10 protein-coding genes are annotated in these 12,942 nt (G+C 65.3%); 3 read left to right on the top strand and 7 right to left on the bottom strand.

From position 1 onward, the window contains the following. Positions 1-121 precede the first annotated feature (121 nt). Complete coding sequence (locus tag N0B28_RS00830) at positions 122-2,461, bottom strand: TonB-dependent receptor (RefSeq protein ID WP_275729858.1); 2,340 nt, start codon at positions 2,459-2,461, stop codon at positions 122-124. A 144-nt stretch (positions 2,462-2,605) separates the two neighbouring features. Between N0B28_RS00830 and N0B28_RS00825 the strand changes: the two genes are divergently transcribed. After that, positions 2,606-3,550 (top strand): LysR family transcriptional regulator, encoded by a 945-nt coding sequence (locus N0B28_RS00825; RefSeq protein WP_043859902.1) that lies wholly within the window; start codon positions 2,606-2,608, stop codon positions 3,548-3,550. Positions 3,551-3,650: 100 nt separating this feature from the next. Further along, the gene (locus N0B28_RS00820; protein WP_275729857.1) at positions 3,651-5,249 is read left to right on the top strand and encodes an alkaline phosphatase family protein; all 1,599 of its coding nucleotides are present in this window, start codon (positions 3,651-3,653) and stop codon (positions 5,247-5,249) included. Positions 5,250-5,368: 119 nt separating this feature from the next. Here N0B28_RS00820 and N0B28_RS00815 read toward each other — a convergent pair whose 3' ends face one another. From N0B28_RS00815 to dibA, 6 genes are all read right to left on the bottom strand, one after another. Next, a complete protein-coding gene (locus N0B28_RS00815) occupies positions 5,369-6,358 on the bottom strand; it encodes a sulfate ABC transporter ATP-binding protein (protein WP_043859900.1) in 990 nt (329 codons plus the stop codon). Between the two features lie 3 nt (positions 6,359-6,361). Continuing rightward, a complete protein-coding gene (gene cysW / locus N0B28_RS00810) occupies positions 6,362-7,234 on the bottom strand; it encodes a sulfate ABC transporter permease subunit CysW (RefSeq protein WP_043859899.1) in 873 nt (290 codons plus the stop codon). 14 nt (positions 7,235-7,248) lie between these two features. After that, on the bottom strand, positions 7,249-8,067 hold the full coding sequence (gene cysT / locus N0B28_RS00805; RefSeq protein ID WP_043859898.1) for a sulfate ABC transporter permease subunit CysT: 819 nt from the start codon (positions 8,065-8,067) through the stop codon (positions 7,249-7,251). An 87-nt stretch (positions 8,068-8,154) separates the two neighbouring features. Further along, positions 8,155-9,162, bottom strand: a complete 1,008-nt coding sequence (locus N0B28_RS00800; RefSeq protein ID WP_043861301.1) for a sulfate ABC transporter substrate-binding protein — start codon at positions 9,160-9,162, stop codon at positions 8,155-8,157. A gap of 46 nt (positions 9,163-9,208) precedes the next feature. Then, the gene (gene oscA / locus N0B28_RS00795) at positions 9,209-9,391 is read right to left on the bottom strand and encodes a sulfur starvation response protein OscA (RefSeq protein WP_007941032.1); all 183 of its coding nucleotides are present in this window, start codon (positions 9,389-9,391) and stop codon (positions 9,209-9,211) included. Positions 9,392-9,627: 236 nt separating this feature from the next. Further along, the gene (gene dibA / locus N0B28_RS00790) at positions 9,628-11,523 is read right to left on the bottom strand and encodes a phosphodiesterase DibA (protein WP_043861302.1); all 1,896 of its coding nucleotides are present in this window, start codon (positions 11,521-11,523) and stop codon (positions 9,628-9,630) included. 150 nt (positions 11,524-11,673) lie between these two features. Between dibA and desA the strand changes: the two genes are divergently transcribed. After that, positions 11,674-12,858, top strand: a complete 1,185-nt coding sequence (gene desA, locus N0B28_RS00785; RefSeq protein ID WP_043861303.1) for a delta-9 fatty acid desaturase DesA — start codon at positions 11,674-11,676, stop codon at positions 12,856-12,858. The last annotated feature ends 84 nt before the right edge of the window (positions 12,859-12,942 follow it).

The following is a 12,942-nucleotide window of genomic DNA, read 5'->3' as shown; positions in this document are numbered from 1 at the left end:
ATCGCATATACAAAACCGCTGAACCGCTCTAGCCCGCGCCAATCAAGGGCTGGAGGGCATTGCTGATCTGGCAATGCCTTTGCGGCATCGAAAATATTCGCCAAAGGCATCGAAAAACCCCTCAGAAGTCATAGCGACCGGTCACGCCCAGGGTCCGCGGGGTGCCGAGCAGCCCTTCGTAGCCGCCGTTGGCGGCGCTCCACAGGGTGGTGTAGTAGGTCTTGTCGAAGGCGTTCTTCAGCCATAGCGACACGTCCCACTGCCCGCCCTCGGCATCGCCGCGCAGGCCGGTACTGAGGTTGACCACGGCGTAGCTGGGGATCTGCGCGAAGTCCGAGTCCTCGACCGTGCCCACCGCCCTGGAGCGGAACGCATAGCTGGCGGTGACATAGGGCTGCAGGCCGTTGTCCAGGTCCCACTGGTACTGCCCGTTGGCGTTGGCGATCCATTTGGAGGCGCCGACCACCTGATGCCCGCTGAGGTCGCAGGCGGCCGGGGCACCCGGTTGCAGAGCCACCTCCGGCGCGCACGGGGCGTCCTTGTAGGCGAGGTAGCGCACGTCGTTGAACGAGCCGTTGAGGTTCAGCGTAAGGCCGCGCAGCGGCACCAGGGTGCTGTCGAACTCGACCCCGCGTGAGCGCACCGAGCCTGCGTTGGTCAGGTACTGCACGCGGTTGGCGTCGTCGTAGGCGTTGGTCTGGTAGCCGTTGACCTGGGTCCAGAACAGGTTGGCGTTCAGTTGCAGGCGGCGGTCCCACAGGGTGCTCTTGAAGCCCAGTTCGGCGTTGTTGGCGCGCTCGGTGCCGATCAGCAACGAGTCGGCGCCAGCCACCGGTGCGGTGCCCACCGCCAGGTTGACCCCGCCGGACTTCTCGCCGTGGGACAGCGTGGCGTAGCCCAGCAGGTCGTCGGTGAAGCGGTAACTGAGGTTGAGCAGGCCCGAGGGGCTGGTGCTGTACTGGTTGAGGTCGCCCGAGTCATACGCACCGGCCCGTCCCTGGCGTACCGCTGCCGCCGCCCCGCTGACCGCAGCGCCGCCCACCGGGGCGCTGCGGTTGACCCAGGCGCTTTTCTCTTCGTAGGTGCCGCGTATCCCGGCGGTGAAGTCCAGGCGCGGGGTGAGGTGCCAGGTGCCCTGGCCGAACAGGGCGAAGCTGTCGGTCTTGATGTGCCCCTTGCCCACCGAGCTGACGTTGGCCAGCGCACCGGTCGGCGTGCCGTTCCACACGTCGGCCTGGGGGCCGTAGAAGGCGAAGGACTTGTTGTCCAGGTTGGAGCCGAAGTAGTACGCGCCCAGTACGTAGTCGAAGAAGCCGCCCGTGGGCGAGGCCAGGCGAAATTCCTGGGAGTACTGCTTGTCTTGCACCGACACCCCGGCGTTGTAGGTCGCCGGCACATCCAGGCCGTCGTCGTTGCGCGGAGTGAAGTCCCACCAGCGGTAGCTGCTGATGGAGGTCAGGGTGAAGTCGTTGTCCAGGGTCCAGTTGGCCTCCAGCGAGGTGCCGCCCTGGAACACCGTTACCTTCTGGTCGTCGTCCAGGTTGACCTTGCGGTGGCGGCCGTCGACCAGCGTGGCGCCGGCCGCCGCCGCACGGTTTTCATAGCGGTTGACGCCGTTGATGGTCGGCCCGGTGCTGTACAGCACGCGGGTGCCGGCGCTGGAGTCTTCCTCGTTGTAGTCGCCGATCCAGCGCAGGTTGAACCGCTCGCTGGGCTTGTACAGCAGTTGCCCGCGAAAGCCCTGGCGCGCGCCACCGTTGAGGGTGTGGCCGTCGTGCTCGTTGCTGATGTCGCCGTCGCTGCGCGTGCGGTAGGCCGAGAAGCGACCGGCCAGGGTCTCGGTGAGCGGGCCGGAAAGCGTGCCCTTGGTCTGGAAGTAGCCGTCCTCGCCCACCGAGGCCTCGATGCTGCGCTCGGGGGTGAAGCTGGGCGCACGGGTGCTGATGTTGATGACCCCCGCAGTGGTGTTCTTGCCGAACAGGGTGCCCTGGGGGCCGCGCAGCACTTCGAGCTGCTCGATGTCCATGAGGTCGAACACCGCCATGCCGGGGCGGCCGAGGTAGACGTTGTCCAGGTACAGCCCCACGCTGCCTTCCAGGCCGTCGCTGGCCGGGTTGTTGCCCAGGCCGCGGATCGACACGCTGGACTGGCGCGCATGCATGTAGGCCACGTTGACGCTGGGCACCAACTGCTGAAGGTCCTGGATGCGGTACACGCGCTGGCTTTCCAGGGCCTGGCCGTCGAGCACGCTCATCGGCGTGGGCACGTCCTGGGCGCTCTCTTCACGTCGGCGCGCAGTCACGGTGACGGCCTTGAGCTGGCTGTCGGGCTTGACCTCGGGCGCCGCCTCGGTGGCCGCCTGGGCCGGCAGCCAATGCGCGCTGCCGGCCAGCAGCAAGGCCAGCGGCAGGCGCTTGAGCCGTCGGGAAGACAAGGGTGCGGCGGGGGAAGACGGGCGCATGGGCAGCTCCTGGGCAAGGAATTGATATTCCTTAAAGTTATTTATTTATGATTTCACATATGTTTACTGCATAAGAGATTGCCTTTATAAGGAGTGCAGCCGAGGCAGAGCAAATGCATTTGCCCGATACTTTTCATGTGAAAAATGCATATCGACCTACGCCAGCTTCGCCACCTGATCGCGCTTGCCGAGCACCGCAGCTTCGTGGCGGCGGCGAACGCGGTGAGCCTTTCGCAATCGGCCTTCAGCCGTAGCATCCAGGCCCTGGAACACAGCGCCGGGTGCCTGCTGGTGGACCGGTCGAGCAAGGAGCTGGCGCCGACCAAGCAGGGCCTGGTGGTGCTCGAACATGCGCGCCGGCTGGTCAGCGGCGCGCATCAGTTGAGCAACGAGATCAGCCAGTTCAACGGCCTGGAGGCCGGCGAGCTGCGCTTTGGCTGCGGCCCGGCGCCGGCCGCCGGGCTGGTGCCGCGTGCCATCGGCACGTTCATCGGGCGCTACCCCAGGGCACGGGTGCGCTTTCAGGTGGATGACTGGCAGAACCTGGACAAGCGCCTGCTGGCCGAGGAGTTCGAGTTCTTCGTGGCCGACACCCGCCGCTTCGAGGCCGACCCGGCCTACCACACCGTGCGCCTGCGCCCGCGCCGCTGGCACTTCTGCTGCCGCGCCGCGCACCCGCTGGCGCAACTGCCGAGCGTCAGCGCCGAGCAACTGCTGGCCTACCCCCTGGCGGTGACCCTGCGCCCGCCCAACCTGCGCAAGGTGATCAGCGACCTGAGCGGGCGCCCGGACTTCACCGCCAGCGTCGAGTGCGAGAACGGCTACAGCCTGCTGGGGGTGGTGCTGAACTCCGACGCGATCGGCATCTGCAGCGCCAACAGCGATGCGCTGCACAGCGCCGCCCAGCAACTGGTGCGCCTGAACATCGACGGCCTGCACGACGACTGCGAGGAGCTGTACACCCGCTACGGCATCGTCAGCCGTGCGCGCCAGCGCCTGTCGCCGCTGGCCGAGGCAATGATCGCGCAGATCGTCGCCACCGATCAGGCCGACCAGGACCTGTGCAACCTGGAGCGCCTGGCCATCTGAGGTGTTGCGCCGGGCGCATCGAAGGTATTCGGCAAATGCGCTTGTGGTCGCGTGGCGTGCAGGGCGAAATCACCCACCAGACTTTCAACCGGTGAGCGCCATGACCCAACCTGCCCCAGTGCGCAACGTGCTGTACATCATGTGCGACCAGCTGCGTCGCGATTACCTGTCGTGCTACGGCCACCCGCACCTGCACACGCCCAACATCGACCGCCTGGCCGCCGCCGGGGTGCGCTTCAGCCGCGCCTATACTCAAGGCACCATCTGCGGGCCGTCGCGCATGTCGGCGTACACCGGGCGCTATGTGAGCAGCCACCAGGTGGCCTGGAACAGCGTGCCGCTGCCGCTGGAGGAGCTGACCCTGGGCGACTACCTGCGCCCGGCCGGCATCCGCACCGCGCTGGTGGGCAAGACCCACGCCACGCCGAACCTTCAGGCGCAGCAGCAGCTGGGCATCGACGCCGACATGGCCAGGCAGCTCGATGAAGTGGGTTTCGAAGCCTATGTGCGCCATGACGGTATCTACCCCGACGACCCGCAGTTCGCCGACAAGCGCGAGAGCGCGCCATACACCCATTACCTGCGCGAACACGGCTATGGCGGCGACAACCCCTGGCACGACTGGGCCAATGCAGCGCAGGGCGAAGATGGCGAGGTGCTCAGCGGCTGGCACATGCGCCACGCCGACCGCCCCACGCGCCTGCCCGAGCAGCATTCGGAGACGGTGTACACCACCGACCGCGCCATCGACTTCATCACCGAACAGGGCGAGCAGCCGTGGTGCCTGCACCTGTCGTACATCAAGCCGCACTGGCCGTACATCGCACCGGCGCCGTACCACGCGCTGTATGGCGCGGCGCAGGTGCTGCCAGCGGTGCCGGGCGGGCGCAGCGATCACCCGGTGTATGGCGCGTTCCGCCAGCATCAGGAGAGCGTGAACTTCTCCCGCGAGGAGGTGCGCCTGAAGGTGATCCCCACCTACATGGGGCTTATCAGGCAGGTGGACGACCAGCTCGGACGGCTGTTCGAAGTGCTTCGACGCACCGGGCGCTGGGACGACACGCTGATCGTGTTCACCAGCGACCACGGTGATTTTCTGGGCGACCACGGGCTGGGGGAGAAGGAGTTTCTGCTGGAGCAGGCGGTGGGTGTGCCGTTGATCGTGCGCGACCCGCGTGGGGCGGCAGATGCCACCCGCGGCACGGTGGATGCGCGGCTGGTGGAGACCATCGATGCGCTGCCGACGTTTCTGGACGCACTGGGATTGCCGGGGGCCGAGCATCGGCTGGAGGGGCGGTCACTGGTACCGTTGCTGCACGGTACGGCGCAGGGATGGCGCGAATACGCGATTGCCGAGTACGACTATGCGTTCCAGACCCCGGCGCGGGAGCGGCTGGGGCAGCCGATCGACCGTTGCCGCATGACCATGGTGCGCAGCGAGCGCTTCAAGTACATCGCGTATGACGGCTTCAGGGCGCAGCTGTTCGACCTGCAGGAAGACCCGCAGGAGCGGTACGACCTGGGCGATGATCCGGCGCATGCCGGCGTGCGCGAGGTGCATCAGGGGTACCTGTTGCAGTGGCTGCGCGGGCTCAAGCGCCGCACCACGATCAGCCATGCGGAGATCGAGTGGCGGGGGGAGCGGTTCCGCTACGGGGAGCCGCAGGCGGACAGCGTGGTGAAGATCGGGGTGTGGTGAAGCGGGCCGCTTCGCGGCCCGTCGCGGGTCAAGCCCGCTCCCACAGGGATATCACTGATCCAAGGTGCAGTGGAGTACCTGTGGGAGCGGGCTTGACCCGCGATGAGGCCCGTGAGGCCTCAGATATTGCCGACCTTCTGCCACACCTTCGGCTTGAAGAACAACGTCTCGCCACGGGCCAACCCGGTCAGGCTGTCGTGGTCCTTGACCACCTCGGCCTCGATCAGCTCGCTCTGCCCTTCCACCTTCAGCGTCACCCGCGTGGTCGCGCCCAACGGGCGGATGTCACGCACTTCAGCTGCGTGGTGGCCTTCCACCTCCTGTCGCGACAGCGACACTTCGTGCGGACGGAACAGCACGTGGTGGTCCTCGCTCAGGTGCAGGCGGTTGGAGTCGCCCAGAAAGTGGTAGACGAAGTCGCTGGCCGGGTTCTCGTATACCTCGCCCGGCGAGCCGATCTGCTCGATCACGCCCTTGTTCATCACCACGATACGGTCGGCCACTTCCATGGCTTCTTCCTGGTCGTGGGTCACGAACACCGAGGTCAGGTTGATGTCTTCGTGCAACCGCGCCAGCCAGCGACGCAGCTCCTTGCGCACCTTGGCGTCCAGCGCACCGAACGGCTCGTCCAGCAGCAGCACCTTGGGCTCTACCGCCAGCGCCCGCGCCAGGGCGATACGCTGGCGCTGGCCACCGGACAGTTGCTCGGGGTAGCGGTCGCTGAGCCAGTCCAACTGCACCATGTTCAGCAGCTCGTGGACCTTCTCGGCAATGCGCGTCTCGTTCGGGCGCTCGCCCTTGGGCTTCATGCGCAGGCCGAAGGCGACGTTGTCGAACACGCTCATGTGGCGAAACAGCGCGTAGTGCTGGAACACGAAGCCGACGTTGCGATCACGCACGTCGTGCCCCGACACGTCCTCGCCATGGAACACGATGCTGCCCTGGTCCGGCGTCTCGAGCCCGGCGATGATGCGCAGCAGGGTGGTCTTGCCGCAGCCGGACGGGCCCAGCAGCGCCACCAGCTCGCCGCTGTGGATATCCAGGTTGATGCTGTCCAGGGCCTGGAAAGCGTTGAAGCGCTTGCTGACGTTACGAACTTCGATCGACATGAATTATTCCTCCGCGGCGCTGTGGCGCAGGCGGTTAATGCGGGACTCGCTCCACTGCTTGAGCAGCAGGATGAAGAGCGCCAGGATCAGCAGCAGGCTGGCCACGCTGAAGGCCGCGACATGGTTGTATTCGTTGTAGAGGATCTCGACATGCAGCGGCAAGGTGTTGGTCACCCCGCGAATATGCCCGGACACCACCGACACCGCACCGAACTCGCCCATCGCGCGCGCCGTGCACAGCACCACGCCATAGATCAGGCCCCATTTGATGTTGGGTACGGTGACGTGCCAGAACATCTGCCAGCCGTTGGCCCCGAGCAGGCGTGCAGCCTCCTCTTCCTGGGTGCCCTGCTCCTGCATCAGCGGGATCAGCTCGCGCGCCACGAACGGCACGGTGACGAAGATGGTCGCCAGCACGATGCCGGGCAGGGCGAACACGATCTGGATGTCATGGTCCTGCAGCCACGGGCCGAAGAAGCCCTGGGCACCGAACATCAGCACGTAGACAAGACCGGCGATCACCGGCGACACCGAGAACGGCAGGTCGATCAGGGTCACCAGGATGCTCTTGCCGGGGAAGCTGTACTTGCTCACACACCACGCCGCGCTGACCCCGAACACCAGGTTCAGCGGCACCGAGATGGCCACCGCGATCAGGGTGAGCTTGAGCGCCGACAGCGCGTCGGGCTCGAAGATCGCCTCGAAGAAGGTGCCCAGGCCCATCTTCAGGCCCTGGGACACCACGATGAACAGCGGCAGCAGCAGAAACAGCGCGAAGATCAGCCAGCCGAGGCCGATCAGCACGCGCCGTGAAATCGCGCTGCCACGGCGGGCAGCGTTGGCCGAAGCGGCCACACCAACAGATGATGCAGACATGGGTCAGGCCTCCTTCACGGGGTTTCGATGCGCCGCTGCAACAGGTTGATCAGCAGCAGCAGGATGAAGGAAACCACCAGCATCATCACGCCGATGGCAGTGGCGCCGGTGTAGTCGTACTGGTCGAGCTTGACCATGATCAGCAACGGCAGGATCTCGGTCTTCATCGGCATGTTGCCGGCGATGAAGATCACCGAACCGTACTCGCCCACACCCCGTGCGAAGGCCAGCGCGAAGCCGGTCAGCCAGGCCGGCAGCAGCGCCGGCGCCAGCACGTAGCGGAACACCTGCAGCGGCTTGGCCCCCAGGCACGCGGCGGCCTCTTCGACCTCGCGCGGGATGTCGGCCAGCACCGGCTGCACCGTGCGCACCACGAACGGCAGGGTCACGAAGGTCAGCGCCAGGGTGATGCCCAGCGGCGTGTAGGCGATCTTGAAGCCCAGGTCGGTGGCGAACTGGCCCACCAGACCGGACGGCGCATACAGCGCGGTCAGGGCGATGCCAGCCACCGCGGTGGGCAGGGCGAACGGCAGGTCGATCATCGCATCGATGACCTTGCGCCCTGGGAAGGTGTAGCGCACCAGCACCCAGGCCAGCAGCGTGCCGATCACGCCGTTGATCAGCGCCGCATAGAACGCGGTGCTGAAGCTGAGCTTGAGCGCGGCCAGCACCCGGGGTGCGGTGACGATGGTCCAGAACTGGTCCCAGGTGAGCTGGGCGGCATGGATGAACATGGCCGCCAGCGGTATGAGCACTATCAGGCTGAGGTACACCAAGGTGTAGCCCAGCGTCAGCCCGAAGCCGGGTATGACGGGGGAGATACGACGCGACATAGAAGTCCCTGGTTTAACGCACGAAGCCCGAGACGAATCCCGGGCCCATGCTGGCTACTGAATGGCGATTATCCTAACGGCCACGCATCACTGCGCCGTGTAGATCTGGTCGAACACACCACCATCGTTGAAGAACTTGGGCTGCGCAGTTTTCCAGCCACCGAAGTCTTTGTCGATAGTCACCAGTTCGAGTTTAGGGAACTGCTTGGCGTATTCGGCAGCGACCTTCTCGTCACGCGGGCGGTAGAAGTTCTCGGCGGCGATCTTCTGGCCGGCCGGGCTGTACAGGTACTTGAGGTATTCGGTGGCGATCGCGGTATTGCCCTTTTTCTCGGCGTTCTTGTCCACCACCGCCACCGGCGGCTCGGCCAGGATCGACAGCGACGGCACGACGATGTCGAACTTGTCGGCGCCACCGTCTTCCTTGAGGGCCAGGAAGGCTTCGTTTTCCCAGGCCAGCAGCACGTCGCCCTGACCGTTGTTGACGAAGGTGATGGTCGAGCCGCGGGCGCCGGTGTCCAGTACCGGCACGTGCTTGAACAGCTCCTGCACGTATTCCTGGGCCTTGGCTTCGCTGCCGCCGGCCTTCAGGCCGTAGGCCCAGGCGGCGAGGAAGTTCCAGCGCGCGCCACCGGAGGTTTTCGGGTTGGGCGTGATCACCGACACGTCCTTCTTGATCAGGTCGCCCCAGTCCTTGATGCCCTTGGGGTTGCCCTTGCGCACCAGGAACACGATGGTCGAGGTGTACGGGGTGCTGGCGTCGGGCAGGCGGGTCTGCCAGTTCTCCGGCAGGGTCTTGCCGAGCTTGGCGATTTCGTCGATGTCGCCGGCCAGGGCCAGGGTCACCACGTCGGCGCGCAGGCCGTCGATCACCGCACGGCCCTGCTTGCCCGAGCCACCGTGGGACTGCTGGATCTTGACCTTGTCGTCCGGGTGCGCCTGCTGCCAGTGCTTGATGAATTCGGCGTTGTACTGCTGATACAGCTCGCGGGTGGGGTCATAGGACACGTTCAACAGCTCGTAGTCCTTGGCGATGGCGGAACCGGCAAACACGGCACTGGCCAGTGCGGCCAGGGCATAACGGCGGATGGACATGGTGAAGCTCCCGATTGGCGTATTTTTTTCTAATTAGAGGGCTGAATCAGCTGGGCTTGTTGCCTGGATTCTGCAGGCGGAATTTTTCCTTGCGTTCGATCTGCACGACCTGGGCGTTGTGCACGGTGATTTCCACCGCGCCGAAACGCAGGTCGCGCAATGCGCTCTGGATCTCGCGCAGAATGGTGGCTTCGTCCTGTCCGTCAACGCTACGCAGAGATGCGCTCATGCTCGTGCTCCTGGAAATAAGGGGTGCCGTGCAGCTGCATCTGAAGGGGACGACTGCGCCTGGCTTGAGGGCAATCTTAGAGAGGGTGGAATATTCTTAAAAATACTATTTAAGAATTTTTATATAACTAAAAAGTGTAGAGGCGGGCTGCTTTGCAGCCCATCGCGGGTCAAGCCCGCTCCCACAAGGTTCTCCACCGGCCCCTGTGGGAGCGGGCTTGACCCGCGAAAGGGCCCTCAGGACCAGCGCAGTTGCTGCGCAGGCACCGGTCGACCGTACCAGTAGCCCTGGCCCATGTCGCACTGCTGCTCCAGCAGGAAGCGCGCCTGCTCGGCCTCTTCGATGCCCTCGGCCTGGATCTGCATGCCCATGCTGCGCGCCAGGGCGATGATCACCCTCACGATGGCGACGTCATCATCGTCATGGGGCAGGCCCGCCACGAAGCCCTGGTCGATCTTGAGCTTCTGCACCGGCAGGCGCTTGAGCCGCAGCAGCGAGGAGTAACCGGTACCGAAATCGTCGATGGCCAGTTGCAGGCCCAGCTCGCGCAGGCGGTGCAACTGCTCCAGCGCCACCTCGGGGTCTTCCATCACCGCGCTTTCGGTCACCTCGACCTCCAGCCGCGCCGGGTCCAGCCCGGTGTCGTGCAGCACCTGGGCCACCAGCTGGTACAGGCTGCGCTTGCCGAACAGGCGGCTGGACACGTTGACCGCGACAAACCTCAGGGCCTTGCCCTCGGCCTGCCACTGCACCATCTGCTGGCAGGCCTGGCGCATCACCCAGGTGTCGATCTCGGCAATCAGCCCGGTGCGTTCGGCAATCGGAATGAACTCGCCCGGCGGCACCAGCCCGCGCTCGGGGTGCTGCCAGCGCACCAGTGCCTCGACGCCGATCATGGCGCCGGTCAGCAGGTCGTGCACCGGCTGGTAGTACACCCGCAGTTCCTGCTGCTCCAGGGCCCGGCGCAGCTCGCCGGCCGTCTCGACCCGCTGCTGGGCATGGGCGGTCAGCTCCTCGGTGTACAGGGCGTACCCCGAGCGGCCATTGCCCTTGGCCTTGAACAGCGCCGAGTCGGCGTTGCGCAGCAATTGCTCGGCGCTCAGCGCATCGCTGGGGAACAGGCTGATGCCGATGCTGACGCTGGTGAACAGGCGATGGTGGTCGAGCTCGAACGGCTCCTTGAGGCAATCGATGATGCCTTGCGCCAGGGCAGCGGCCTGGCCGACCTGGGCGCAGTTCTCGGACAGCACGGCAAACTCGTCGCCGCCCAGCCGCGCCAGGGTCATGCCGGTGCCCAGCTGGGCCAGCAGGCGTTCGCTCACGGCCTTGAGCAACTGGTCGCCGGTGTTGTGGCCGAGGCTGTCGTTGATGCTCTGGAAGTGGTCCAGGTCCAGCAGCAACAGGGCACAGCCGCGCTTGTTGGCCTGGGCCGCAGCCAGGGTCTGCTTGACCCGGTCGTTGAACAGCAGGCGGTTGGGCAGGTCGGTGAGCGGGTCGTGGTGCACCAGGTGCGCCAGCTCGCGCTCGGTGTGCTTGATCGCGCTGATGTCGCTGAACACCGCCACGTAGTGGGTCAGCTGGCCGCTGTCGTCGTGAATGGCGCAGATGGTCTGCCACTGCGGGTAGATCTCGCCATTCTTGCGCCGGTTCCAGATTTCGCCGCTCCATTCGCCCTTCTCGGCCAGGGTGGCGAATATCTGCTGGTAGAACGCGGTGTCGTGGCGGCCCGACTTGAACTTGCTCGGGCGCTGGCCCAGCACCTCGTCCTTCTGGTAGCCGGTGATCTGCATGAACGCCCGGTTGACGTGCACGATCAGGCCGTCGCGGTCGCTCACCAGCACCCCTTCGAGGGTGCTGTCGAACACCGCTGCGGCCATGCGCAGGCGCTCGCGGTCCTCGCGGCGCAGGCGCGCGCCCACGCCGATGAAATTGAGCAGGCGCCAGCGCGACACGAAGATCAGCGCAGCGCTGCAGCCCATCCACGCGTAGGCGTTGATCAGCTCCCAGCGTGCCAACTGGGCGGGATCATCGAAAAGATTGCTCAGTATTTGATCAGACAGCACCAACCACATGACCGACAGCACCAGATACAGCGCGGACATACGCAGGGCGTCTCGAACGGATACAGACATAGAGTCGCTGGAACCCAGGGCAAAATGATGGCCATTATAGGGGTAGAAATATCCCGTGACCTCCTATCTAAAACGCCGACTGGTTTTATTTAGTAGGGTAGGGATAATACTTTGCGCTGTTTCTTTCGCTTTACGAGGGCCCACCCGCCTATGTGGTACAACGGTTTTCTCGACCTGTCAGCCTGGCAACTGCTGGCCGTCACCCTGCTGATGACCCACGTGACGATCGTCGCGGTCACGGTTTATCTGCACCGCTATTCCGCGCACCGCTCCCTGGAGCTCAATGCCGGGCTCAAGCACTTCTTCCGCTTCTGGCTGTGGCTGACCACGGCGCAGAACACCCGCGAATGGACCGCCATCCACCGCAAGCACCACGCCAAGTGCGAAACCGTCGACGACCCGCACAGCCCGGTCATCAAGGGCCTGTCCACGGTGCTGCGCAAGGGTGCCGAGCTGTACCGCGAAGAGGCGCAGAACCCCGAGACCCTGCGCATCTACGGCAAGAACTGCCCCGAGGACTGGATCGAACGCAACCTGTACTCGCGCTACAAGCTGGGCGGCATCGCGCTGATGGCGCTGATCGACGTGCTGCTGTTCGGCACCATCGGCATCACCATCTGGGCAGTGCAGATGATGTGGATTCCGTTCTGGGCCGCCGGCGTGGTCAACGGCCTGGGCCACGCGGTGGGCTACCGCAACTTCGAATGCCGCGATGCCGCCACCAACCTGGTGCCGTGGGGCATCATCATCGGCGGCGAAGAGCTGCACAACAACCACCACACCTACCCCAACTCGGCCAAGCTTTCGGTCAGGCGCTGGGAGTTCGACATGGGCTGGGCGTGGATCAAGCTGTTCACCTGGCTGCGCCTGGCCAAGGTGCAGCGCGTGGCACCCATCGCGCACCGCGTCGAGGGCAAGGGCCAGCTCGACATGGATACCGCCATGGCGATCCTCAACAACCGCTTCCAGATCATGGCGCAGTACCGCAAGCTGGTGATCGCGCCGCTGGTCAAGCAGGAGCTGATGCGCGTGGACGACTCGGTGCGCCACCAGTTCCGCCGCGCCAAGCGCCTGCTTTCGCGTGAGCCGAGCCTGCTCGAAGACCGCCACCACCAGCGCATCGAGTCGATGCTGGCGCACAGCCAGGCACTCAAGACCATCTACGAGAAGCGCCTGGCCCTGCAGCAGATCTGGGCACGCACCAGCGCCAACGGCCACGACATGCTGGCCGCGATGAAGGACTGGGTACACGAGGCCGAGGCCAGCGGTATCCAGTCGCTGCGCGACTTCGCCGCACAGCTCAAGACCTATTCGCTGCGCCCTGCCCTGGCCTGACGCCGTTGATCGGCGCGCCCCGTCCTGGGGCGCGCCTGAGGAACTCTCCCTTCGATTTTCACTCTGACTGGCATATCGCCCGCG

The sequence above is a fragment of the Pseudomonas sp. SD17-1 genome (assembly GCF_029201585.1).
Classification (GTDB): Bacteria; Pseudomonadota; Gammaproteobacteria; order Pseudomonadales; family Pseudomonadaceae; genus Aquipseudomonas; species Aquipseudomonas palmensis.
This window is presented reverse-complemented; position numbering and strand designations above follow the sequence as displayed.

Coding starts and splice junctions, on each gene's coding strand:
- N0B28_RS00830 (WP_275729858.1), bottom strand. CDS start 2,461: ATGCGCCCGTCTTCCCCCGCCGCACCCTTGTCTTCCCGACGGCTCAAG.
- N0B28_RS00825 (WP_043859902.1), top strand. CDS start 2,606: ATGCATATCGACCTACGCCAGCTTCGCCACCTGATCGCGCTTGCCGAG.
- N0B28_RS00820 (WP_275729857.1), top strand. CDS start 3,651: ATGACCCAACCTGCCCCAGTGCGCAACGTGCTGTACATCATGTGCGAC.
- N0B28_RS00815 (WP_043859900.1), bottom strand. CDS start 6,358: ATGTCGATCGAAGTTCGTAACGTCAGCAAGCGCTTCAACGCTTTCCAG.
- cysW (WP_043859899.1), bottom strand. CDS start 7,234: ATGTCTGCATCATCTGTTGGTGTGGCCGCTTCGGCCAACGCTGCCCGC.
- cysT (WP_043859898.1), bottom strand. CDS start 8,067: ATGTCGCGTCGTATCTCCCCCGTCATACCCGGCTTCGGGCTGACGCTG.
- N0B28_RS00800 (WP_043861301.1), bottom strand. CDS start 9,162: ATGTCCATCCGCCGTTATGCCCTGGCCGCACTGGCCAGTGCCGTGTTT.
- oscA (WP_007941032.1), bottom strand. CDS start 9,391: ATGAGCGCATCTCTGCGTAGCGTTGACGGACAGGACGAAGCCACCATT.
- dibA (WP_043861302.1), bottom strand. CDS start 11,523: ATGTCTGTATCCGTTCGAGACGCCCTGCGTATGTCCGCGCTGTATCTG.
- desA (WP_043861303.1), top strand. CDS start 11,674: ATGTGGTACAACGGTTTTCTCGACCTGTCAGCCTGGCAACTGCTGGCC.